22 protein-coding genes are annotated in these 21,353 nt (G+C 69.0%); 11 read left to right on the forward strand and 11 right to left on the reverse strand.

Annotation, left to right across the window (positions count from 1 at the left end):
• Nucleotides 1–80 precede the first annotated feature (80 nt).
• The 3 genes from BUE16_RS12760 (at nt 81) to BUE16_RS12770 (ending at nt 2,538) form a co-directional block, all read left to right on the forward strand.
• A complete protein-coding gene (locus BUE16_RS12760) occupies nt 81–950 on the forward strand; it encodes a DNA adenine methylase (protein ID WP_073310296.1) in 870 nt (289 codons plus the stop codon).
• Between the two features lie 79 nt (nt 951–1,029).
• Nucleotides 1,030–1,773: a DNA polymerase sliding clamp gene (locus BUE16_RS12765; RefSeq protein WP_073310298.1), complete on the forward strand. Its 744-nt coding sequence runs from the start codon at nt 1,030–1,032 to the stop codon at nt 1,771–1,773.
• Nucleotides 1,774–1,923: 150 nt separating this feature from the next.
• Entirely contained in the window at nt 1,924–2,538 is a 615-nt protein-coding gene (locus tag BUE16_RS12770) for an HAD family hydrolase (protein WP_073310300.1), read from the forward strand.
• 77 nt (nt 2,539–2,615) lie between these two features.
• Here the strand turns inward: BUE16_RS12770 and BUE16_RS12775 are convergent, their stop codons facing one another.
• The 4 genes from BUE16_RS12775 to BUE16_RS12790 form a co-directional block, all read right to left on the reverse strand.
• Nucleotides 2,616–3,116, reverse strand: coding sequence for a hypothetical protein (locus BUE16_RS12775; RefSeq protein ID WP_073310302.1), 501 nt, complete (start codon nt 3,114–3,116; stop codon nt 2,616–2,618).
• A gap of 247 nt (nt 3,117–3,363) precedes the next feature.
• Nucleotides 3,364–4,776, reverse strand: coding sequence for an MFS transporter (locus BUE16_RS12780; protein ID WP_073310304.1), 1,413 nt, complete (start codon nt 4,774–4,776; stop codon nt 3,364–3,366).
• A gap of 145 nt (nt 4,777–4,921) precedes the next feature.
• Complete coding sequence (locus BUE16_RS12785) at nt 4,922–5,509, reverse strand: DUF7474 family protein (RefSeq protein ID WP_073310306.1); 588 nt, start codon at nt 5,507–5,509, stop codon at nt 4,922–4,924.
• Between the two features lie 115 nt (nt 5,510–5,624).
• Nucleotides 5,625–7,010 carry an ATP-binding response regulator gene (locus BUE16_RS12790; protein ID WP_073310308.1) on the reverse strand — a complete coding sequence of 462 codons (1,386 nt, stop codon included), beginning with the start codon at nt 7,008–7,010 and terminating at the stop codon, nt 5,625–5,627.
• 135 nt (nt 7,011–7,145) lie between these two features.
• Here BUE16_RS12790 and BUE16_RS12795 point away from each other — a divergent pair, with 135 nt between their 5' ends.
• The 3 genes from BUE16_RS12795 to BUE16_RS12805 all read left to right on the forward strand — a co-directional run bounded on the left by BUE16_RS12795 (nt 7,146) and on the right by BUE16_RS12805 (nt 10,387).
• Nucleotides 7,146–7,613 (forward strand): universal stress protein, encoded by a 468-nt coding sequence (locus tag BUE16_RS12795; RefSeq protein ID WP_073310310.1) that lies wholly within the window; start codon nt 7,146–7,148, stop codon nt 7,611–7,613.
• Nucleotides 7,614–7,675: 62 nt separating this feature from the next.
• Nucleotides 7,676–8,890 carry a DHH family phosphoesterase gene (locus tag BUE16_RS12800; RefSeq protein ID WP_073310312.1) on the forward strand — a complete coding sequence of 405 codons (1,215 nt, stop codon included), beginning with the start codon at nt 7,676–7,678 and terminating at the stop codon, nt 8,888–8,890.
• 366 nt (nt 8,891–9,256) lie between these two features.
• Complete coding sequence (locus BUE16_RS12805; protein ID WP_079991645.1) at nt 9,257–10,387, forward strand: PAS domain-containing response regulator; 1,131 nt, start codon at nt 9,257–9,259, stop codon at nt 10,385–10,387.
• A 244-nt stretch (nt 10,388–10,631) separates the two neighbouring features.
• Here the strand turns inward: BUE16_RS12805 and BUE16_RS17525 are convergent, their stop codons facing one another.
• The 5 genes from BUE16_RS17525 to BUE16_RS12830 form a co-directional block, all read right to left on the reverse strand.
• On the reverse strand, nt 10,632–10,784 hold the full coding sequence (locus tag BUE16_RS17525; RefSeq protein WP_200778435.1) for a HalOD1 output domain-containing protein: 153 nt from the start codon (nt 10,782–10,784) through the stop codon (nt 10,632–10,634).
• Between the two features lie 415 nt (nt 10,785–11,199).
• On the reverse strand, nt 11,200–11,700 hold the full coding sequence (locus BUE16_RS12815) for a DUF5807 family protein (RefSeq protein WP_073310316.1): 501 nt from the start codon (nt 11,698–11,700) through the stop codon (nt 11,200–11,202).
• A gap of 93 nt (nt 11,701–11,793) precedes the next feature.
• A complete protein-coding gene (locus BUE16_RS12820; protein WP_073310318.1) occupies nt 11,794–12,237 on the reverse strand; it encodes a DUF7112 family protein in 444 nt (147 codons plus the stop codon).
• Nucleotides 12,238–12,261: 24 nt separating this feature from the next.
• Complete coding sequence (locus BUE16_RS12825) at nt 12,262–12,687, reverse strand: 30S ribosomal protein S6e (RefSeq protein WP_073310320.1); 426 nt, start codon at nt 12,685–12,687, stop codon at nt 12,262–12,264.
• Nucleotides 12,688–13,055: 368 nt separating this feature from the next.
• Nucleotides 13,056–14,015 (reverse strand): hypothetical protein, encoded by a 960-nt coding sequence (locus BUE16_RS12830; RefSeq protein ID WP_073310323.1) that lies wholly within the window; start codon nt 14,013–14,015, stop codon nt 13,056–13,058.
• 145 nt (nt 14,016–14,160) lie between these two features.
• Between BUE16_RS12830 and BUE16_RS12835 the strand changes: the two genes are divergently transcribed.
• The 3 genes from BUE16_RS12835 (at nt 14,161) to BUE16_RS12845 (ending at nt 16,862) form a co-directional block, all read left to right on the forward strand.
• Complete coding sequence (locus BUE16_RS12835) at nt 14,161–14,811, forward strand: lipoate--protein ligase family protein (RefSeq protein ID WP_073310443.1); 651 nt, start codon at nt 14,161–14,163, stop codon at nt 14,809–14,811.
• 55 nt (nt 14,812–14,866) lie between these two features.
• Nucleotides 14,867–16,189, forward strand: a complete 1,323-nt coding sequence (locus tag BUE16_RS12840; RefSeq protein ID WP_073310325.1) for a dihydroorotase — start codon at nt 14,867–14,869, stop codon at nt 16,187–16,189.
• 130 nt (nt 16,190–16,319) lie between these two features.
• On the forward strand, nt 16,320–16,862 hold the full coding sequence (locus tag BUE16_RS12845; RefSeq protein ID WP_073310328.1) for a DUF7529 family protein: 543 nt from the start codon (nt 16,320–16,322) through the stop codon (nt 16,860–16,862).
• Between the two features lie 86 nt (nt 16,863–16,948).
• Here the strand turns inward: BUE16_RS12845 and BUE16_RS12850 are convergent, their stop codons facing one another.
• A complete protein-coding gene (locus BUE16_RS12850; RefSeq protein WP_073310330.1) occupies nt 16,949–17,536 on the reverse strand; it encodes a cysteine hydrolase family protein in 588 nt (195 codons plus the stop codon).
• A gap of 106 nt (nt 17,537–17,642) precedes the next feature.
• On the opposite strand from BUE16_RS12850, the gene BUE16_RS12855 reads away from it, so the two are divergent.
• Both BUE16_RS12855 and BUE16_RS12860 read left to right on the forward strand, forming a co-directional pair.
• Nucleotides 17,643–19,301, forward strand: coding sequence for an Hvo_1808 family surface protein (locus BUE16_RS12855; RefSeq protein ID WP_073310332.1), 1,659 nt, complete (start codon nt 17,643–17,645; stop codon nt 19,299–19,301).
• Between the two features lie 103 nt (nt 19,302–19,404).
• Nucleotides 19,405–20,568 carry a nicotinate phosphoribosyltransferase gene (locus BUE16_RS12860; protein ID WP_073310334.1) on the forward strand — a complete coding sequence of 388 codons (1,164 nt, stop codon included), beginning with the start codon at nt 19,405–19,407 and terminating at the stop codon, nt 20,566–20,568.
• Between the two features lie 89 nt (nt 20,569–20,657).
• On the opposite strand, the gene BUE16_RS12865 is transcribed toward BUE16_RS12860, so the two are convergent.
• On the reverse strand, nt 20,658–21,260 hold the full coding sequence (locus BUE16_RS12865; RefSeq protein WP_073310337.1) for a TIGR00296 family protein: 603 nt from the start codon (nt 21,258–21,260) through the stop codon (nt 20,658–20,660).
• Nucleotides 21,261–21,353: the final 93 nt, after the last annotated feature.

A 21,353-nucleotide genomic window follows, 5' to 3' on the forward strand; every position in this document is an offset into this window, starting at 1 on the left:
TTCCCGCGGACGACTCGGTCCCGTCCCGCGCGTCGGTGAGAGCGTTTATCCGGGGGCACGCGCGACCACAGATCAACACGATGGCAGCGCCGATCCTCAAGTGGGCCGGCGGGAAGCGCCAACTCCTTTCGGAGATCACGGGCCGGTTCCCCGCCGAGTTCGAGCGCTATCACGAACCGTTCGTCGGGGGCGGCGCCGTCTACTTCCACCTCGAACCCGAGAACGGCTCGATCAACGACCTCAACGATCGCCTGGTGACGCTGTATGAGGTGATCCGCGACCGCGACCCCGAAGCCCTGATCGCGGAGAACCGCACCCACGAGCACTCCGAGGAGTACTACTACGACGCCCGCGACGAGTTCAACGAACTGCACGAACTCGACGAGAAGACCGCGGACGAACGACTCCGTGAGGCGTCGCTGTTCGTCTACCTCAACCGGACCTGTTTCAACGGCCTGTACCGCGAGAACAGCAGCGGCGAGTTCAACGTCCCCGTCGGCCGCTACGCCAACCCCGACTGGGTGCAGGCCGACCGGGTCCGCGCGCTCCACGACGCGTTGCAGGACACGACGATCCACAACGAGGACTTCGAGTACGTCCGCGGAGTGGCGACCGAGGGCGACCTCGTCTACTTCGACCCGCCGTACGAGCCCGTCTCGACGACCGCGGACTTCACCGACTACCACGCTGAGGGGTTCGACCGGGACGACCAGCGACGCCTCCGCGATCTGGCCGTCGACCTCGACGAGATGGGCGTCTCGGTCGTCCTCTCGAACTCGCCGCCGGTCGCGGAGTTGTACGAGGGGGTCGACCAGTTCACCGTCCACGTCGTCGAGGCGACGCGGGCGATCAACAGCGACGCGGACAACCGCGGGGAGGTCGCCGAGGTGCTGATCACGAACGTTCGGCCCGAGCGCCAGCGACGGACGACGCTCTCGACGTTCGAGTGAGACGCCGACCGGCGCGGTCGAGCGCGTCGGCGACCCGAACCGCGGGTATTTTTATGGGCACACCCGTAGCCCGCGATATATGTTCAAGGCCATCGTGAGCGCCTCCACCCTCCGGGACGCGCTCGATTCGGTGAGCGTGCTGGTCGACGAGTGCAAGATCCGCCTCAACGAGGACGAACTCGCGATCCGCGCTGTCGACCCGGCCAACGTCGGCATGGTCGACCTCACGCTGGAGGCCGCCGCGTTCGAGTCCTACGAGGCCGACGGAGGGGTCATCGGGGTCAACCTCAACCGCCTGGAGGACATCGCCGGGATGGCCAACTCCGGCGACCTCGTCCAACTCGAACTCGACGAGGAGACCCGCAAGCTCCACATCCAAATCGACGGCCTGAGCTACACGCTCGCGCTCATCGACCCCGACTCCATCCGCCAGGAGCCCGACATCCCGGACCTCGACCTCCCCGCGGAGATCGTCGTCGAGGGCGCCCAGATCGGCCGCGGGATCACGGCCGCCGACATGGTGTCGGACCACATCCGCCTCCGCGTCGACGAGGCCGAGGAGGCGTTCTTCATCGAGGCCGAGGGCGACACCGACGACGTGGACCTCCGGCTCGACCGGGAGGACCTCATCGACCTGCAGGCCGGCCCGGCCGAGTCGCTGTTCAGCCTCGACTACCTCAAGGACATGAACAAGGCGATCCCCAAGGACGCCGAAGTCCGGGTCGAACTCGGCGAGGAGTTCCCGGTGAAGCTCCACTACGAGTTCGGCGAGGGGATGGGGCAGGTAACGTATATGTTAGCTCCTCGTATTCAGAGCGACTGACGACGCTCCACCGGCCGACTCTTCGCTGTTTTCACGCTCGCCAGCGGCGCTCTCTTTCGACCCATCGAGCGCGCGGTCACTCTTTCGCTCCGTGTGAACATGGCTCCCGCACCCGGTGCCTTCTCGGGAGCCCCAGCCGCACCGACGCGTATGCCCACTGCCATCTGGTTCGACCTCGATGGGACGCTCCTCCCGTTTCCCGAGTACGACTCCGTCATCTCACGCGCCTGTGAGACGGCCGGTGTCGACGCAGTCGACGCGTTCACCGCCGAGTACAACGATGCCTTCTTCGAGCGACTGGACGCGCTTGACCCCGAGCCGTACCGCCGGGCGGCCGCCACAGCGCTCGCGTCCATCGATGCCGACACCACCCCGGACACGTTCGTGACGGCTCTCAGAGCAGCCGAGTACGACGCGATGCCCGCGCCCGACGCCGTTCGAGAGACGCTCGCGGAGCTCTCAGACACAGCCGGTTACCGGGTCGGCGTCTGTACCAACGGCGTCGGCGACTGGCAACGCGAGAAACTCGAACACGCCGGACTCGCCGATCTGATCGACGCGACCGTCGTGAGTTACGAGGCGGGCGCGCACAAGCCCGACCCCGCGCCGTTCGAGCGCGCGGAGTCGGCGCTCTCGGGGGACCGTCGGGTGATGATCGGCGACAGCGAGGACGCCGATGTCGCGGGTGCCCGCGACTGCGGCTGGGAGGCGGTCCACGTCACGGGGCCGGCGGCCGTACCCGACGCGGTGGCGTCCGTTCGGTAGCCGGACCAGCGGGCCAGTCGACGGTCGCACTCACACCCGGCTCTCACCGCGATCGGTCGTCGTCGCTCCACGGCCGGCTACGTCGCCATCGACGCTCGAACGAGCGCCAGTGCGCCGCCCCCGCCGCGCAGGATGGACCGCGCGCCGGCCGCGATGGCGACCAGCCCCGCAAGCGTCGCGGCGACGGCGGGCCAGTTCGTCGTCGCCGCCACGCAGGCGGGTGTCTCGCTGGCGCACGAGCCGAACAGGTCGCGGTCGAACACGGCGACCTCGACCAGCCACGCGCCGAGACCGACCGCGAGCGCGCCGACCAGCGCGTGCCAAGCGGTGGACCGAAGCGTCGGCGGTGTCGACGAGTCGGCGACGAGCGGTCCCGCCCACCCGGACAGCACCGCCGCACAGAGCAGACAGACCGCGGCCGGGGCGAACAATAGCCCGATGGACATCGCACCGGCGACGACGAGCGCCGACAGGAACAGCGCCGCGAGCCACAGGGTCCCCCGCCGTCCGGTCCACGCGGCGACGCCTCCGACGACCCCGGCGAGTCCGCCGTCGGCGCCCCACGCCGCGACGAACACGTCGACGGGGAGGAACCGGGCCAGGAGGCCGACGGCGGCGACGGTGGCCGCGATCGCGGCGAGAACGCCGAGAAGGCGGCTGGCAGCGCGTCGCGGGCGGTCGGGGAGCGCGAGTGGCGCGGGGAGGGGTCGGAGACCATACGGAGCCGTTGCACGTCAGCCGAATAATGGCTTCTGGCGAACGCGGCGTGCGCCCGGAGTCGTTTTTCCGGGCCGCTGTCGGGGGTTCCGGAGGCGTCAGCGAGGGTCAGTCGTCCGCGGCCGTCGCGTCGCCGCCCGAGGCGATCCCCCGACCGAGCACGTACACGACCGGCACCAGCAGGACCGCGCCGGCGACGAACGGCGACCAGTACGCCAGCACGTACGCCGCGGCGGCGGCGGGCGGCCCGACGGTGCGGCCGAGGCTGCCGGCGCCCTGCGTGACGCCGAACGCCGCTCCCTGCGTCTCGTCGCCGGCGCGGTCGGACACCAGCGTCGACAGTGAGACGTTCAGCGAGCCGTTGCCGAACGACAGCAGCGCGCCGACGGCGAACAGCGCGACGGTCGGGCCGGTGAGGATCGGGCCGCCGAGGGGACTCCCGTCGGCGCCGGCCGGGAGGGGGAGGAGCGCGCCGATCTGCGGCGTGAACGGGAGGAGCGCGAGCGCCGTCGCCAGCGCGGTGCCGCCGACCACGGCCAGCCGGGTCGCGCCGAGGCGGCGTTCCAGCGGACCGACGAGGATCCCCTGGTTGATCGTCCCGAGGACGCCGATGTAGGTGAGGAAGACGGCGGCGGCCGTCGCGTCGTAGCCGTAGAAGTCGGCGGCGAAGGGGATGAACATCACCTGGATGCCCGCGAACGCGACGCTCGTGACGAAGTAGGAGGCCACCAGCGGCCGGAGCGCGTCGTTCGACAGCGCGGCGCGGAACTGGTCGATCAGCGAGCCCCGGGCGTCGGCGCCGGTCGAGCGAGTCCGGTCCGGCTCCTGCAACACGAGGACCGCGGCGGCGGCCGCGAGGAACGACAGCCCGGCCGCGAGGAAGCTCGGGAGCGTGAACCGCGTCGTCGGGACGAACGCGGGCAAGAGCGCGGCGGCCGCCGAGACGACCCGCTCGCTGGCGGCGACGCCGCCCAGCGCCGGCCCGAACACGAACCCCAGCGAGAACGCGGCTCCGACGAGCCCCAGGGCGCCGGCCCGCCGCTCGCGAGGGGTCACGTCGGCGATGTACGCCTGGGCGGCGGAGATGTTGCCGCCGGCGGCACCCGAGAGCGTCCGCGAGAGGAGGAGGGTCGCGACGGCGGCGGCGGTGCCGGCGAGTTCGCCGATCTCGGTCGCGAAGCCGAACACCAGCCACGCGACGCCGGCCACCGCGACCGAGAAGGCGATGACGGGTCGCCGCCCCCGCTCGTCGGAGATCCGCCCGAGCGTCGGCGCGGCGAGGAACTGCGCCAGCGAGTAGGAGGCGGCGATCAGCCCGATGAACACGTCCGAGACGCCGAACGAGCGGACGTAAAAGGGGAGGATCGGGATGACCACGCCGAAGCCGAGGAGGTCGAGGAAGACGACGCCGACCACGACGGCGACGGCGCGCCGGGAGCCTCGCGGAGCGTCGCCGGCGGGGTCATCGGACGCCGGGGGCACCTCGGCGTCGGCGGCGGTTCCGGAGCGGGGAGTCGTCACGGCGGGAACTCGTCGCGTGCGGACTTAGCGGGTACGGTGGCGTCAGGGTGGGCCGGCAGCAGGATCCGGCACTTGCGGGCGACTCCCGGAGCAGCAGCCACGCGTACGCCGCGAGAAAGCCGAGCGCCACCGCGCCGCCGCCGGCTCACCCGTGTCGGTCGATCACGCGCTTTGCGGCCTGGGCCTTCTCCTTCCAGCCGTAGCCGGCCTCGTACACGTGGCGCTTCTTGTCGACGAGCTGTTCGGGACTGGACTCCTCGAAGCCGCCGCGCTCCCACGTCCCCGAGCGGTGGAGCCACTCGATGACGTTCTGGCGCGTCTCCGCCCACGAGAGCCCGACCATCTCGTACCAGGCCACGAGCGCGAAGACGGCGTTGTCGTGGCAGCCGGGGTAGCTCCCCTCGCGGTAGATGGTCGCCATCGGCTCGCGCGTCGGCTCGGACACCTCCTCGCGGTAGCGCTCGGCGGTGAGCAGGTCGAGGCCGGCGTCGGTCTCCTCGACGCGGCCCTCGCGTCGAAGCAGGTCGAGCGCGGCGCGGTGCAGTCCCGACCACTCTCCGTGGACGGCGTGCTGAAGGGCGGACTCGGTGACCGGGCCGTCGAGGAGGACGGTGAGCACGTCCGTGTACGCCTGCTCGACGTGGTGCCACTCGGTCCCCTCGAAGTCGCAGTCGGCGTCGTGCAGGCTGTTCGTGGTGCGACAGCCGGGGCAGGGGTACGCGAACCGGGGCACGAGTATCGTGTGTTGTGTGGGTCGACGGCTTAGGTGTCGTGGTTGCGGGTCGGCGATCGGTCCCCGGGAGGCCCCCCGAACACGCCCGGCACTCCCCCTCGGCAGGGGCCCGGCGCTACTCGTCGGCAGGGGCCACGTTGGTCACCTCAAACCGGGCGCCGCCGTCGCGACTCTCCGTGACGCGGATCTCCCAGCCGTGGGCCTCGACCACCTGCTTGACGATCCGGAGGCCGAAGCCGGTCCCCTCCCTGCTCGTCGAGTAGCCCGCCTCGAACACCGACTCGCGGCGGTCGGCGGGGATCCCGACGCCGTCGTCCTCGAGGAAGAACCCGCCGTCCAGCTCCCCGATGGTGACGGTCACCCCGTCGCCGCCGTGTTCGACCGCGTTGCGGACGAGGTTCTCGAACAGCTGTCTGAGCCGCCGTTCGTCGGCCAGGATCGCCCCGTCGAACTCGACGGCGAGCGACGCATCGACCGTCTCGACGTTCGTCCAGCACTCGCGCACCATCGCCGCGGGGTCGACGGCGTCGAGATCGGTCGCCGCCTCGCCCTCTCGCGCGAGCGCGAGGAGGTCCTCGATCAGCGCCTCCATTCGGTCGTGCGCGTGCTTGACCGCGTCAAGCTGCTCGCTGTCGCAGTCGTCGCGGGCGAGGTCCAGCCGGCCGGTCGCGACGTTCAGCGGGTTCCGGAGATCGTGGCTGACGACCGAGACGAACTCCTCCAGTCGCTCGTTTTGCCGTCGTAGCTCGTCGTGGCTCTCGCGGAGGCGACGAGCGCGGTCGTGCTCGTCGAGCTCCCACACCCACTTCGTGTCCCCGTCGCGCGTCCGGATCCGGTAGGTGACCTCGAACGCGCTGTCCGTCGCGAGCCCGTTCTGGACGGCGTCCCACACGGCCTCGCGCTCGTCGGGATGGACGATATCGTTCCCCCAGCTGATTCGGTCAGCCTCCAGTTCCGCAGCGGTGTACCCCGTCAGCGGCTCGACTTCCCCGTCGACGGTCTTCATCGGCCACCCCGGGTCGTTGCGACAGCGGTAGACGATCCCCGGGAGGTTTCCGATGAGCGTCTCCAGCCGTCGCGTTCGCTCGGTCAGCATCCGGCGCGACTGAACCGCCTCGACGGCGTTCACGACCCGGTTGGCCAGCAGCGCGTACTGATCGGTGCCGCCGCCCTTCTGGATGTAGTCGGTCACCCCCGCGGAGATCGCGTCGCTCGCGATCTCCTCGCTCCCCTTCCCCGTGAACAACAGGAACGGGAGGTCCGGATACTCCTCGCGGACCGCCCGGAGGAACTCGATCCCGTCCCTGCCCGGCATGTCGTGATCGGACACGATGCAGTCCACGTCGCGTTCGGCAAGCACATCGAGTCCTGCCTCGGCGTCGGTCGCACTACGTACCTCGATACGGTCGTGTTCGCGCTCGAGGAACGTCGCGACCAGTTCGGCGAACTCCGGGTCGTCGTCGATGTGGAACACCCGTATCGCGTCGAGAGCGTCGGCCATGATGGTGGGCTGTCTCTGTCGGCAGAGACGCCGGAGGATATTAAACAGTGGTCGTCGGCCGACCGCGGCGACCGTCGCCGTCGACCCGTCGGGGAGCGCAGCGTTTTAAGAACGCGCCCGGGTAATAACCGGGTAATGCCCGGGTTCGACACCATCGTCGTCGCCACCGACGGCTCCGACAGCGTCTCGCGCGCCGTCGCGGTCGCGCTCGATCTGGCCGAGCGGTTCGACGCGGCGGTCCACGCGCTGTACGTGGTCGACAGCGGCGAGGTCGACTCCTCGCCGGAGGCGGTGCGCGAGCAGATGCGCAACGCCCTCCAGGAGCGCGGCGGCGAGGCCATCGTCGACGTGCAAAAGCGCGCCGGCCGCGACGTGACCGCCGTCGTCCGCGAGGGGCGCCCCGCCAACGAGATCACCGACTACGCCCGCGAGATCGACGCCGACCTGGTCGCCACCGGCACCCGCGGCCGCCACGGCGAGAACCGCTTCCTCATCGGCTCGGTCGCCGAGCGCGTCGTCCGCACCTGCCCGGTCCCTGTGCTCACGGTTCGGCAACTGGCCGGCGAGAGCGGCGAGGGCGGCTACGGCGGCGCGCCGGTCTGACCGCCGCTCCGGTCGAGCGACCACACCACCGCCGTTTTTACGTCTCGTCGCAACCCCCGGGTATGGACGACGAACTCCTCGAGAGCGACACCCTCCCGCTGGACCGCAAGTCGCGACTCCCCGGGACGGGCTTCTTCTACCCGGACTCGCTGGACGAGGACCGATCCGAGAAGCGGGCGAAGGAGGCCGTCGAGGGCGCCGAGGCGGTCGTGATCACCGACTCCGACGCCGACGGCCTCGGCTGTATCGCGCTCATCCGCGAGGCGTACGACGCCGCCCTCGACCCGGCGCCGTTCGAAGAGCGCCGCCGCGCGAAGCTCGACGGCACCTATAAAGAGCAGTTCGGCGAGGAAGCGGACGAAGAGGAGGGGGAAGAGGACGACCGTGCGGAGTCGTCGGTCGCGCTGCTGCCCTCCGGCCCCCACTCTTTCGAGGAGGACCTGGAGTACGTCGCCGAGTTTCTGGAGGAGGGAACCGACGTGTTCGTCTGCGACATCTGTCCCGACGCGTTCGAATACATCGCCGAGGACCTCCGCGCGGTCGCCCGCCGCGCTGGTGCGGTCCGCTGGTTCGACCACCACCAGTGGGACGAAGAGCTGGCGGCGTCGGTGCGCGAGCTGGGCATCGATCTGGTCGTCGGCGAGAGCGACGAGGAGTGCTCGACGGACGTGACGCTGCGCTCGCTGGCGTACGACTTCGACGAGCGCTTCCGCGAACTCGCGGCCGTCACCCGCGACCACGACCTCTGGCTGAAGGAGGACGAGCGCTCCGACGACCTCGCCGACTTCGCCTACTGGACCGGCGGCGAGGAGTACGCCGCGATCGTCGGCGCCTACGGCGTCGACCTGCCGCCGGTCGCCGTGGAGTACGTGGAGCAGCGTCGCGTCGAGAAGGGGCTGCTCATCGAGAAGGCAGTCGACCGCGCCGTCGAACACGAGGTCGGCGAGTGGTCGGTCGGCGTCACCTACGGGCGGTGTTCACAGAACGAGGTCGCCGACGCCCTGCGCGAGCAGGGGATGGACGCCGCGGTGATCGTCAAGCCCTCCGGCTCGGCGTCGATCCGCGGCTCCGACGACTTCGAACGCTGCCACGAGGTGGCCGGGCAGGTGAACGGCGGGGGGCATCCGAAGGCCGCCGGCTGTAAGCCCGACATCTACGACGACATGCTCGATTACGGTCACCACTGGACGACCGAGGGCGCGACGACGAAGCGCGTCATCCTCCGCGCGTTCGAATCGCTCGCCGAGGAAGACGCGTCGGCGGACGCGGCCGAGTAGGTCGAGGCCGACGGGGGACTCGACCGGAGCCCCTTTGTACGCGCGGCCGCTCCGATAGGAGGACGGCACGGTCAGGCGGCACCTTTCAGCCGCGTGGGTTTCCCGCGCGGTGATCGCCGACTGACCTACCCCGTCGCTCTACACTCGCGAGCGACGGCGCTCGCCACGCCCTCGATCGACTCGGCTCTGTTGCATCTCGTCTTTCAAAACACAGTTGTGTCTGTCGAACTCGATTTATTTCACTATATTGGTAGAAAACCGTTGTTAGGAAGGTGCTGCCTATCTAGTAGAGGCACAAGTCTGTCGAATATTCTTCCTAAAAACGAGAGGCACACTCTTATTGAGACTCATGAGTCTGACTCACATATGGGTGATATTGATGATGTCCACATTCTCCACGTCGATGATGAACCCGATTTCGCCGAGATGACTGCTGAGTTTCTTGAACGCGAGGATGATGGATTCAGCGTCGAAACCGTAACAAGCGCCAGTGAGGGACTGGAGCGGTTCTCTCACGACGACTTCGACTGTGTTATTTCTGACTACGATATGCCTGGTCGGAACGGGCTCGAGTTTCTCAATACCGTCCGAGAGGAGGCCCCAGATCTACCGTTCATATTATTCACTGGCAAAGGTTCTGAAGAAGTCGCCAGTGAGGCCATCTCCGTGGGCGTCACTGACTACCTCCAGAAAGGAGATGGGACTGACCAATATGCTGTCTTGGCGAACCGGGTGCGAAACGCTGTCGAACGGGATCGCGCTGAACAAGCCCGTAAACGGCAGCGAAAAGCCATCGAAACTGCCAAAGAGGGGATTAGTATCCTCAGTCAGGATGGCGAGTTCATCTACGTCAACCAGGCATACGCAGATCTCTACGGCTACGACCCCGACGAGATGAGAGGCCAACACTGGGAACTGATCTACCCTGATGAGGAGATCACCGTCGTATGGGCTGAAATCATACCAACTGTTACTAGCGAGGGCTACTGGACCGGTGAAACAACTGGACTTCGGGCTGACGGCACTATCTTTCCCGAAGATCACACTCTTGCACAGACGGACTCCGGTGAGCTGATTTGCACGGTTCGAGATCGCTCTGAAGAACAAGAACGCCAGACCGAACTGATCCGGTTTCGGACGCTCGTAGAGACGATCAACGACCCAGTCTACGTTCTCGATAAGACGGGAGAGTTCGAATACGTGAACGACGCGTTTCTCGAGATGGTCGGATACGATCGTGAGACGGTTCTCGGAGCCACGCCATTACTGATCAAATCACAGGAAGCAGTTGAACGAGCAGAAGTTAATCTCGCCCGGATTCTCTCATCGGATGGACCCGACAGCGTACAGTTCGAAGTCGAAATCCAGCCAAAGGAGGGGAGGCCAATTCCTTGTGAGGACCACATGGGTGTCTTGCCGTACGAAGGGGAGTGCTTTGAGGGTTCAGCCGGAATCCTACGCGACATCAGTTGCTGCAAAGAGGCAGAGTCTCGTTGAAGCGCTCTCAACAGTACTCGGAGACTATTGCTCCCCGAACTCACATTGCTGGAGCTAGGTCGATCTTCTCTCGATACATACTGAATATCTCGCCTGCGTTCGTCGTGTCGGCGGCTATTGAAGGGGTCGATTCAACACTTCATGCCCCTATTCACACCGAATTTTTCATATGATAACCGGTGGATAATTGGACGTGAGGAGCCGTCTGTTTTATATATGATCTCAAAATGTCACGCTTCATCGTTCATCCGGGACGAACAGTGATCCCTTCACCTGCGTCCACGGTGACGTTACACTCCTCATATCGAAACATTATACAGCCTTTTTGCAGTTGGTGGGGAGATTCAAAAAGTTGATCAAGCGCATCGGGATCGATCGCTTCATAAAGTGGCTGCAACTCCTTCGGATCTGTTTCGAGAGCCTCTGCAACTGCACAGATCGAGAGAGGTGTCTCATCTTCACGGGCGAACTTCGAAGCGTCCGGTTGTGACTCCGTCTCGGGTCATCGATTTTCATCTTCCGTAGTGGTGAAGTTGCGTTTGGTCATCGAATCACTGTGTTTGACTGCTGTCTGGTCGAAGAGAGTGGGCAAGACCCTTATTTTATGTCCCTATCCCTGAAGGGTCGTGATGATTATTTCTTTTGCCTGAACCGATATGTGACGTAGCTATATTTACCAACTCCCGGACTAGTCTCGTCCGTAGCTGCGGATTTCGACAGGGAGGTTGATTCCGTCCGCCGAACCGGTCGTGGGATTCGAGCCCGGACTCGGATCCGGACGCGATCTCGAACCCGCGCCCGTGACGCGAGAGCTACTCCTCGACCGCCGGCTCCTCGCTGTACTCGCCCATGAGCCACTTGTGCGAGTAGTCGGTGCCGCACGCGCAGTGGGCGTACGCGTGCATCACGTCGCCCTCGGCGTACAGGCCACCGACGCCCTCGTTCTGCTCCTCGGCGAACGCGAAGACGAACTCCGCGCGGTGGTCCGATTCGGCTTCCGCCGCAGCGTCGGGGCACTCCCCGCCGCCGAGGTCGGGGTAGATAACCCCGTCGCGGTCCATCGCGCCCTTCGCGAACTGCATCGGGTCCATGCCGGTGCCGGCGGCGAACGCCTGGCGTCCGTCCTCGCCGGGGAGCACGAGGACGACCCCCTCGTCGACGGCCTGTCCCATGTTGGCGATCTTTCCCTGTTCGTCGAGGTGGTCGTGCGTGAGGTAGATCGCCACGTCCTCGAGGCGCTCGCCCGCGAGGAACTCCGCGAGCTTCCCGTCGTCGGCGTCGGCGGCGATGTCGTCGTCGGCGTCGTCGGTCATACCCCGGAATCGGCGCGCGAGTCGGATAAGGTCGTCCGTCGCGGACCGCCCGTCGTTGACCCGCAACCAGTCCTGTTCTACGACCGTCCCGACTCAGCTATCGTACAGCGAGTTGGCGATGTCCTGCAGGCCCTTATCGGGACGCTTTGTCACGGTGTAGACGGCGCGCTCGCCGGGGACGCACAGACCGTAGAGGTAGCCCGGATCGACCTCGTCCAACTCGACCGCATCGCCGGGTTCGCGGTCGTGCTCGCGCGCCCACTCGACGAGCCGATTCTCGGCGTCGCCGCCGGCGGTGCCGGCCTCGCGCATCCGCTTGCGGTCGTCGTACGCGCCGCGCACGAGCAGTCCCTTCGAGTCGCTCGTCACCGTCGCGTGGCGCTGGTCGCCGTCGAGGACGAGACGGATCTCGTCGCCCGCCGAGAGGTCGGCCTCCTCTGGGATCCGCAGACAGGGGAGCCTGGTGCCGCCCGAGCGCGCGAGGCGCGCGCGGTGACTGGTGACCTCGGCGGCGTCGCTGGCGAGTCTGTCGCTCATGAGCGTTGGAAAGAGGGGACTGCGTTACTCCTCGTCGTCGTCCGCGTCGGCCTCGGCTTTCTCAGACTCCTCGTCGTCGGCCTCTTGCTCGCCGAGCGCCTCGGCGATGGAGCCCTCGACGCGGGCGTTGATCTGGACGGTCTCCTCGGAGACCTGGCGACCGCGGACGGTGACGCGCTTGCGCTCGCCGTCGCGCGAGGGCTTGTAGCCGACGCCGCCCTCCAGCAGGAGTTCCTTCAGCTCGCCGCCGGGGACCTCCTCGCGCATCGGGCGCCCGGCCTTGTCGGAGCCGCCGGTCAGCGTCAGGTCGACGCCGTCGACGCCGACGGCCGCGCCGTCGACCTCGTCGCCGATTTCCCGACCGAGGAACCGGTTGGCGTCCTGTCCGTCCACGTCGAACTGCCGCGTGTCGCCGGCGTCGTCGCCCACGACGATCTTGAATTCGGCCATTACGGATGGATGCTCGGCGGTGAGAGAAAAGACCGTCGAAAGCGTGGCCGAGGAGTGCGAGGACGAGCGTAGCGAGTCCTCGAAGCGAACGGGGAGCGAAGCGACCTGTGAGCGAGCGCAGCGAGCGAGGCCACGGCCGTGTGCGGCGAGGTCCTCGTGCCGAGCCGCCCACAGAGAACGCGTGGTCCGAGGCCTGCGAGGACGAGCGCTGCGTGGCCGAACGTAATGAGGTCACGAGACGAGCGGCGAACGTAGTGAGCCGCGAGTAGTGAGTCCTCGATACGAGCGGGGAGCGGAGCGACCCGCGAGCACTGGGCCGAGGACCACGGGTAGCGGCGACGCGTCGATGGCCGTTGCCGGCCCGGTCGTCACCCGAGCCGCATGGGGTCGTCACTCTCGACGATCCGCACCTCGACCTCGTCGCCGACGGCGAACGTCGGGTCGCCCGCCTCCGGCCGCATCACCAACTTCGCGCCCGCGGCGGCGTCGGCGCGGGCGGCGAACAGCGACAGCCCCGTGATCCGCTCGTCGTTCGCGAGCACGGCCACGTCCGCCCAGTCGACGTGGCGGCCGACGCGGGCGCCGACGGTCGTTCCAAGCAGCGAGACGGGATCGCCGTCGCCGCGCTCGGTGTCGACGCCGGGCGCGCCGCCGGGAACGCCGCCGCCCGCGTAGTGCGCGAGCCCCCCGTCGAGCGGGCGGCCGTCGTCGTCTGCGACCGCGGTGAACCGCGCGGCGTCGGTGTCGGTCGCACCGCCGGCACCGGGTGCGGCGTCCCCGCGCGTCGGCGCGTCCAGCACCGCGTGGCTCGGCCCCGTCTCGACGACGGTTCCGGTGCCGTCCCACGACAGCGGCGCCACGTCGACGCCGGCAACGAGCGGGAGCGACCCGGACGCCCGGTAGGGGTTCCGCTCGAGCTCGCGGAACTCCAGGTGGACGTGGTTGTCGACCCAGCGGCCGAAGAAGCCCGAGCGAACCATCTCCCCGAGGGAGTCGCCGACGGCCACCTCGTCGCCAGCCTCGACGGCCGGGTCGACGTGGAGCACGCGCGCGACGCGGTCGCCGGCGTCGATCACGATCAGGTGGTCGTGGTCGACGGCGTACTCGCGGTCGGGGCAGCCGACCGTTCGGGCGTCGAGCACCTCGCCCGCGACGGGCGAGATCCCGACGTTCGACTCGGGGTACAGGTCGACGGCGCACGCCCGGTCGTGCGCGGGGTACGGCGAGTTGTACAGCGAGAACTTCCGGTAGCGAGCGAGCAACGATTCGGGGAGGGCGACGGGATCGGCCGCCTCGGTCCGGGACCCGGTCCCCGTCGACTCGTCCATACCCGCCGCAGGCGACGCAAGCGCTTAGGCGCCCCGACTCCCACCGCCGGTCGTGACCGACGAGCGACGAGGCGGCGAGGGTCGCGTCCGCGTGTATCGCGGCCGCCGATCGGACCGCGAGGCCGACCGCGCCGCGACCGCCGCGATGCTCGTCGAGGCTGGGGACTCGGGCGTGTCCGCGGTGCGCGTGTGGGCGCCGGGCCGCTCGCTCGCCTTCGGGCGCCGCGACGCCCGCGCGGACGGCTACGAGCGCGCGACGGCGGCCGCCCGCGAGCACGGCTTCCCACCCGTCGAGCGCTCCGTCGGAGGACGGGCGGTCGCGTACGCCGAGTCGACGCTGGCGTTCGCGCACGCGGTCCCGCTCGACGACGCCCGAACCGGGCTGAACGACCGCTACGAGACTGCCGTAGGGACGCTCGTGGACGCGCTCCGCGGTGTCGGCGCCGGCGTGGAGCGCGGCGAACCGCCCGCCTCGTACTGCCCCGGCGACTACTCGGTCCGCGTCGCCGGCGGCGGCAAGGTCGCCGGCATCGCCCAGCGCGTCCGGCAGGACGCCGCGCTCGTCTCCGGCTGCGTCACGGTCGCCGAGCGCGGCCCGATCCGCGCGGTGCTGCGCCCCGTCTACGACGCGCTCGGCGTTCCATTCGACCCCGACACGGTCGGATCTGTGACTCAGGCTGGCGGTCCCGACGACGCCGAGGCCGTCCGGGAGGCGCTGGAAGCCGAGTTCGTCGGCGAGGGCGCGGTCGAGACCCGCGACGTGGCGGATCGCCCCGCCGACGCGGGCGACGACTGATCCGCGGAACGGACGATCCGCCGAACTTACGCCGTGCGCCCGCGCACCTCCGGCAATGAGCACGCTGTTCACCACCGCCACGCTCGCGGACGGCCGCGTCCGCGACGTGCTGGTCGAGGGGGAGACGATCGCGCGGGTCGCCGACGCCGGCACGCTCGACCCCGCGGACGCCGCCGTCGACGAGGTCGTCGACTGCGACGGCAAGCACCTCCTTCCCGGTGCCATCGACGCGCACGTCCACTTCCGCGAACCCGGCTTCACCCACAAGGAGGACTGGCACACCGGGTCGCGGTCGGCCGCCGCTGGCGGCGTCACCACCGTCGTCGACCAGCCGAACACCGACCCCCCGACGGTCACGGGCGAGGCCGTCGACGGGAAGGTCGCCCTCGCTGCGGAGTCGCTCGTCGATTTCGGGGTCAACGGCGGCGTCACCGGCGACTGGGATCCCGACTCGCTGTTCGAACACCCGATCTTCGCGCTCGGGGAGGTGTTCCTCGCCGACTCCACCGGCGACATGGGCATCGAGGCGGACCTGTTCGCCGACGCCGTCGCCCGCGCGGCCGCCGAGGACACGGTCGTCACGGTCCACGCCGAGGACGCCGCCCTGTTCGACCGGGCGGCCCTGGAGCGCGCCGACGACGGAACCGGCCGCGACGCCGATGCAGACGCGTGGAGCGCCTACCGAACCGCCGAGGCCGAGGCCGCCGCCGTCGAGCGCGCGCTCGCGGTCGGCGCCGACTCCGACGCCGCGATTCACATCGCCCACACCTCGACGCCGGAGGGCGTCGACGCCGCCAGCGACGCGGGTGCGACCTGCGAGGTGACGCCCCACCACCTGCTGCTCTCTCGTGAGGACCTCGACAACCTCGGCACCTTCGGCCGGATGAACCCCCCGCTGCGAAGCGAGCAGCGCCGCGAGGCGGTGCTCGAGCGCGTCGCAGACGGCGCCGTCGACATCGTCGCCACCGACCACGCGCCCCACACCCGCGCGGAGAAAGACGCGAGCGTCCGGGACGCACCCTCGGGCGTCCCCGGCGTCGAGACGATGCTCCCGCTGCTCCTGCAGGAGGTTCGCGAGGGCAGGCTCACGCTGGAGCGCGTGCGCGACCTCGTCGCCGCGAACCCGGCCGACGTCTTCGGCGTCGACGGGAAAGGCCGAGTCGCCGAGGGCGCCGACGCCGATCTCGTCCTCGTCGACCTCGACGCCACTCGCGAGATCCGCGGCGACGACCTCCACTCGAAGTGCGGGTGGACGCCGTTCGAGGGCCGCCAGGGCGTCTTCCCGGAACTGACGCTCGTGCGCGGCAGCATCGCCTACGACGCCCGCGGCGACGGCGAGCGGTTCGGCGACGCGGTCGGCCGGAACGTTCGGGCGTAATCTCCGGGCGGGTTCGGTGACGCTCGCCGCCGAAGCGTGCTCGGGGGTCGTCGCCGCACCGGTCTCGGAGCGCTCCGCCCCGCGAGCCGACACGACAACCGTTTTCCCCTCGGGCCGCCGCCGGTGAAGTATGGCTGGCAGCCACCCGCTCGCTGGATACACCGAGTTCTGGGACGACGTAATGGCCGACATGGAGGCCACCGCCGAGGAGTACCGCGAGGCGGGCTGGGACGTGCTCGAACTCCACCCGGGCGACGTGACGCCCCTGCCCAACGTCTCCACCGACGGCACCGGGATCGAGGTGGATCGGACCGGGTTCGACGTGCTCCTTCCGGGCGACGAGTTCGCTGAGGCCCAAGACCTCGTCGCGGAGACGGATGCGGCCGACGGCGACGGCGACGTGTTCGACGAGTACGACGCCTACCGCGCCCAGCAGTCGGACGTGGTGTTTCTCGTTGTCGTGATGAAAGCCGAGGCCGCCGGGCGGGCGGTCGCGTTCCCGCTGTACTACGACGAACAGCAGGCGCGACCGATGCTGGACCGCGCCGACGACGCGGGTGAACTGTGCGCGTACCTCCGTCCGCTCGACGACTCCGAGCGCGTCGTGTTCTCGCTGGCTGACCCCGCGCCGCTGTCTCCCGAAGACGGGGACGAACCGCCGGCAGCGGAGTAACGGAGTGACACGAACCGCTCGTTCTCGTGGCTGACGGGACCGGTCCGTAGCCGCCGGACCCGGTCCGTAGCCGACAGCGTCGACCGCTACGCGAACTCGATCTCCGCCAGCGTCGCGGTCTCGCCGAACAGCCAGTCGGCGTGTTCGACGGCGTACTCGCGGTGCTCCTCGGTGATGTAGCCGAGCGCATCCTCGACGACGACCGGCCGGTAGTCGCGCAGCCCCGCCGACCCCGCCGTGTGGAGCACGCAGACGTTCGCGAGCGTCCCGCAGACGAGCAGGTCGTCGACGCCACGGGCGTCGAGCCACCCCTCCAACTCGGTGTCGTGGAACGCGTCGTAGGTGTGTTTCTCGACGACGTGGTCGGCCTCCGCGGTCGGGAGGTTGTCGACCAGCTCGGCGTCCCAGCTCCCCTCGACGACGTGCTCGCCCCAGCGGTCGAACTCGTCGTAGTAGTGGGCGCCGTCGAACTGCTCGGGCGGGTGCACGTCCCGCGTGTACACGACGCGCGCGCCGGCATCGCCCGCGCGCTCGGCGAGCGTCCGAACGGGGTCGATCGCCGCCTCGCTTGGCTCGGCGTAGAGGCTCCCGTCAGGGTGACAGAACCCATTCTGCATGTCGACCACGACGACAGCGGTGCGGTCGGGGTCGAACTCGGTCGCGTCCGTGTCCATGGGTATCGCTTCGGGCCGGAGTCACAAAATTGCTCGCCGGGACACCCCGGTTCGCCCGCCGCTGATCGCGGACAAGGTACTTCTACCCCCGGGACGATGCGGGGATATGCGACGATCGGCCCCGCGCTCGCGCGTACGCCTCACCGCCCTCGTGTTCGCGGTCGTGCTGGTGACCACCGCCGCGGCGCCGGCGTTCGCCGCGACGCCGGCGTCACCCGGCGCGGTCGCGACAGCCGGTTCACCCGCGATGCAACAGGAGGCGCCGCCCGACCCGGCCGCCGACCGGATCGGCTGGGAGGGCGGCTACTGGCATAACGAGAGCATCGCAGTCGACCAGTCCGACGGGCTCAGCGACGAGGAACTGGACGCGTACGTGGCTCGCGGGATGGCCCGCGTCGAGTACATCCGCGAGGCCGAATTCGAGTCGACGGTGCCGGTGTCGATCATCACCCGCGAGGAGTACCGCAACCGGAGCGCCGGCGGCGGCGCGAACCGCACCGCGTACAACCGGTGGAACGACCAGGTGTGGGAGGGGCTGTTCATCGTCGGCGAGTCGACCGGTTCGAGCGACGCGATCGGTCAGACGACCGGCTCGTCGGTTGCGGGGTTCTACTCGCCCACGAACGACGCGATCACGATCGTCACCGACTCCACTGACGCACCGACGATCAACAACGCCACGCTGATCCACGAGCTGGTCCACGCGCTGCAGGACCAGCGGTACGACCTGACCAACGCGACGTACCGGGCGCCCACCCAGGACGGGACGCTCGCGGTCGACGGCGTCGTCGAGGGCGAGGCGAACTACGTCGAGACGAACTACTCCATGCGCTGCGGGACGGAGTGGGAGTGTGTCGACACGCCGCAGGCCGGCGGGAGCGGCGGCGGCGGCGGCGGTCCGAACCTCGGCATCCTGCTCACGCTGCTCAATCCGTACTCGGACGGTCCGGTGTACGTGCACGAGATCGTTCAGGAGGGCGGCTGGGACGCCTTCGAGGATCGGTTCCGGAACCCGCCCGTCTCCTCCGAGCAGGTGATCCACCGGACCGACGAGACGCCCCGTCCCATCGAGTTCACCGACAGGGAGACGAACGGCTGGAGCACCTTCTCGCGCGACAACCCGCGGCTCGGCCAGAACGGCTCCGATACGGTCGGCGAGGCGTCGATCTACGCGATGTTCTGGTATCAGGCTCGCGAGTACCGCGCCGACACGATCAACCCCAACGGGCTGTTCGACACGAGCAGTCCGTACGACATGTACAACTACGACGCCGAACCGTCGAACGGCTGGGCGAACGACCGACTGTTCCCGTACCGTAACGGCGAGGGCGACGACGCCACGTACGGCTACGTGTGGATCACCGAGTGGGACACCGAAGCCGACGCGCACGAGTTCCGCGACACGTACCTCCGGATGCTGGAGGCCCACGACGTGCGCCAGACCGACGAGGGGTACTACGTCGTCCCCGACGGGCCGTTCGCCGACGCATTCCTCGTCCGCCTCGACGGCGACCGCGTCACGATCGTCAACGGCCCCACCGTCGACGACGTGAAGAACATCCGTCCGGGTCTCGAACCGGTCGACGCGGAGACGACGACCGACGGCGGGGCCAGCCCAACCGAGCCCCCTGCGGGCGACGACACCGCCGGCGACACGGCGGGCACCCCCGCGGTGACGACGGAGACGACCGGCGCTGGCTTCGGGTTCGGCGTCGCCGTCGCCGCCGTCGTGGTCGCCGGGCTGCTCGCCCGACGCCGCCGCTGACGCCTCGCCCCCGTCTCCGCGCTCTGCGGATCGCTCGGCCGTCTCATGCGATCGCGTCCCGCGATAGCGTGACTTTTTGCGTCGCCGCGGTGAATCCGCACGCATGAGTTCTCCGCCCCTCGAGTTCGACATCGTCGGGGCCGACGCCGTCCGCGACGGAACGGCGACGGACGCGTACTTCGACCGGACCGTCGAGACGCTTCGCCACGCGGACCGGAACCCGCGCGTCGTCGCGGAAGTGACCGCGGATCAGTTCCCCGACGGGGACTTCGAGCTGCTTGCGGGCGTGAAGGACGCCGCCGCGCTGCTGGCCGGCCACGGGATCGACGTGGACGCGCTCCCGGAGGGGACGCTATTCGACGGCGGGCCGGTCATGCGCATCGAGGGGACGTACCTCGAGTTTGCGGCCTTAGAGACATCCCTGTTGGGCTTCCTCTCGCACGCGTCCGGCGTCGCTACCGCCGCGCTTGAGTGCCGCCGCGCCGCGCTCGAGTCGAACATCCTCTCGTTCGGCGCGCGCCACGTCCATCCCTCGATCGCCGCGATGGTCGAGCGCAGCGCGCTCGTGGGCGGGCTCGACGGCTTCTCGCACGTTGCCGCCGGCGAGGTGCTCGGCCGCGAGCCCTCGGGGACGATGCCCCACGCGCTGCTCATCTGCTTCGGTCGCGGCAATCAGGAGGACGCCTGGCGCGCCTTCGACGAGGCCGTCCCCGAGTCTGTCCCCCGGATCGCGCTGTGTGACACCTACTCCGACGAGAAAGAGGAGGTGATTCGGGCCGTCGAGACGCTCGGCGACCGCCTCGACGGCGTCCGCCTCGACACCACCGGCTCCCGGCGCGGCGACTTCCGCCACATCGTCCGCGAGGTACAGTGGGAGCTCGACGCCCGCGGCCACGCCGACGTGGACGTGTTCCTCTCGGGCGGTCTCGGCCCCGCGGAGCTCCGCCGCCTCCGGGATGTCGCCGACGGCTTCGGCGTCGGCGGCTACGTCTCCAACGCCGACCCGGTGGACTTCGCGCTCGACATCGTCGAGGTCGATGGCGAGCCCGCGGCAAAGCGGGGGAAGCTCTCGGGCATCAAGGCGGTGTACCGCACCCCCGACGGCGGCCACCACGTCGGGCTGCGCGGGCGCGAGGGGCCCGAGGGCGGCGAGTCGCTCATGGAGCCGCTGATCCGCGACGGCGAGGTCGTCCGGCCGTTCGACATCGACGACGCCGCCGGACGGGCGCTCGCGGACGCGACGCGAGTCGAGTTCGGCGAAGAATAGCGCGACTCGTCGAGGCGCGGCGGCGCGACGAGACGCAAGCGCTCGGCTCTTCGAGGGAGCTGCTGAGAACCGCCACGGCCGCCCGTCGCCTACAGCTGTTCGACGCTGCCGCCGTCGGGGCGCTCGCGGAACACCTGGCCGTCGATAAGCGTCACCATCGTGTCGTCGTCCTGCCAGGCCATCGGGGAGAGGCCGGCCTTCCGGCAGGCGCGCGAGAGGAACTTGCCCTTGCTCCAGTCGTTTTCGACCGGGATCGTCGGGTACAGCCAGCCGTGCTTACCGTTGTGGTCGATGGCGACGCCGTGTCGCCCGAGCTCCAGATCTTCGACAGGGTCGTTGGTGAGCGTGACGCCGGAGACGACACACGCCGAGACGAGCACGGAGTCCAGTTCCTTGGGCTCCAGTTCGGAGCCGCCCGAGTTGACCGAGGCCGCCTTGATCGCCGCGTCGACGATCGCGTGACCGAGCTGGTCTTTCCCTCGGTACGATCCGGCACAGCCTCGCATCCGCCCGCGGCCGCGGGTGGACTGGAGTCGGACGAACGCGCCCGTCCGGGCATAGAAGGCGTCGCGCATACTCCCCGGCTGCTCGCGCTGGCCTTGGAGTACGAACGCCTCGACCGACTCCCGAGCGAGTTCGACCGCGCGTGCACCGTCGTCGTAGGTGAGCCGCACGGTTTTCGCTTCGGACATACTCCTGCTGGGGTCCGTGCTAACTTGAAGTCTTCCCTCTTCATGCGAGTTATTCTCAGGCTAGCGTCCGAGGGGCGACGAGCCGTCCGATCG

Origin of the sequence: Halobaculum gomorrense, assembly GCF_900129775.1 — an archaeon.
Lineage (GTDB): Archaea > Halobacteriota > Halobacteria > Halobacteriales > Haloferacaceae > Halobaculum > Halobaculum gomorrense.

Excerpts from the sequence above, each read along its gene's own strand:
- BUE16_RS12790 (WP_073310308.1), bottom strand. The coding sequence starts at position 7,010 with ATGGCCGACGCTCTCGACGCGATACGGGTGTTCCACATCGACGACGAC.
- BUE16_RS12865 (WP_073310337.1), bottom strand. The coding sequence starts at position 21,260 with ATGTCCGAAGCGAAAACCGTGCGGCTCACCTACGACGACGGTGCACGC.
- BUE16_RS12760 (WP_073310296.1), top strand. The coding sequence starts at position 81 with ATGGCAGCGCCGATCCTCAAGTGGGCCGGCGGGAAGCGCCAACTCCTT.
- BUE16_RS12860 (WP_073310334.1), top strand. The coding sequence starts at position 19,405 with ATGAGTTCTCCGCCCCTCGAGTTCGACATCGTCGGGGCCGACGCCGTC.
- BUE16_RS12830 (WP_073310323.1), bottom strand. The coding sequence starts at position 14,015 with ATGGACGAGTCGACGGGGACCGGGTCCCGGACCGAGGCGGCCGATCCC.
- BUE16_RS12840 (WP_073310325.1), top strand. The coding sequence starts at position 14,867 with ATGAGCACGCTGTTCACCACCGCCACGCTCGCGGACGGCCGCGTCCGC.
- BUE16_RS12795 (WP_073310310.1), top strand. The coding sequence starts at position 7,146 with ATGCCCGGGTTCGACACCATCGTCGTCGCCACCGACGGCTCCGACAGC.
- BUE16_RS12805 (WP_079991645.1), top strand. The coding sequence starts at position 9,257 with ATGGGTGATATTGATGATGTCCACATTCTCCACGTCGATGATGAACCC.
- BUE16_RS12845 (WP_073310328.1), top strand. The coding sequence starts at position 16,320 with ATGGCTGGCAGCCACCCGCTCGCTGGATACACCGAGTTCTGGGACGAC.
- BUE16_RS12850 (WP_073310330.1), bottom strand. The coding sequence starts at position 17,536 with ATGGACACGGACGCGACCGAGTTCGACCCCGACCGCACCGCTGTCGTC.
- BUE16_RS12835 (WP_073310443.1), top strand. The coding sequence starts at position 14,161 with ATGCTCGTCGAGGCTGGGGACTCGGGCGTGTCCGCGGTGCGCGTGTGG.
- BUE16_RS12825 (WP_073310320.1), bottom strand. The coding sequence starts at position 12,687 with ATGGCCGAATTCAAGATCGTCGTGGGCGACGACGCCGGCGACACGCGG.
- BUE16_RS12855 (WP_073310332.1), top strand. The coding sequence starts at position 17,643 with ATGCGACGATCGGCCCCGCGCTCGCGCGTACGCCTCACCGCCCTCGTG.
- BUE16_RS12765 (WP_073310298.1), top strand. The coding sequence starts at position 1,030 with ATGTTCAAGGCCATCGTGAGCGCCTCCACCCTCCGGGACGCGCTCGAT.
- BUE16_RS12820 (WP_073310318.1), bottom strand. The coding sequence starts at position 12,237 with ATGAGCGACAGACTCGCCAGCGACGCCGCCGAGGTCACCAGTCACCGC.
- BUE16_RS12770 (WP_073310300.1), top strand. The coding sequence starts at position 1,924 with ATGCCCACTGCCATCTGGTTCGACCTCGATGGGACGCTCCTCCCGTTT.
- BUE16_RS12815 (WP_073310316.1), bottom strand. The coding sequence starts at position 11,700 with ATGACCGACGACGCCGACGACGACATCGCCGCCGACGCCGACGACGGG.
- BUE16_RS12800 (WP_073310312.1), top strand. The coding sequence starts at position 7,676 with ATGGACGACGAACTCCTCGAGAGCGACACCCTCCCGCTGGACCGCAAG.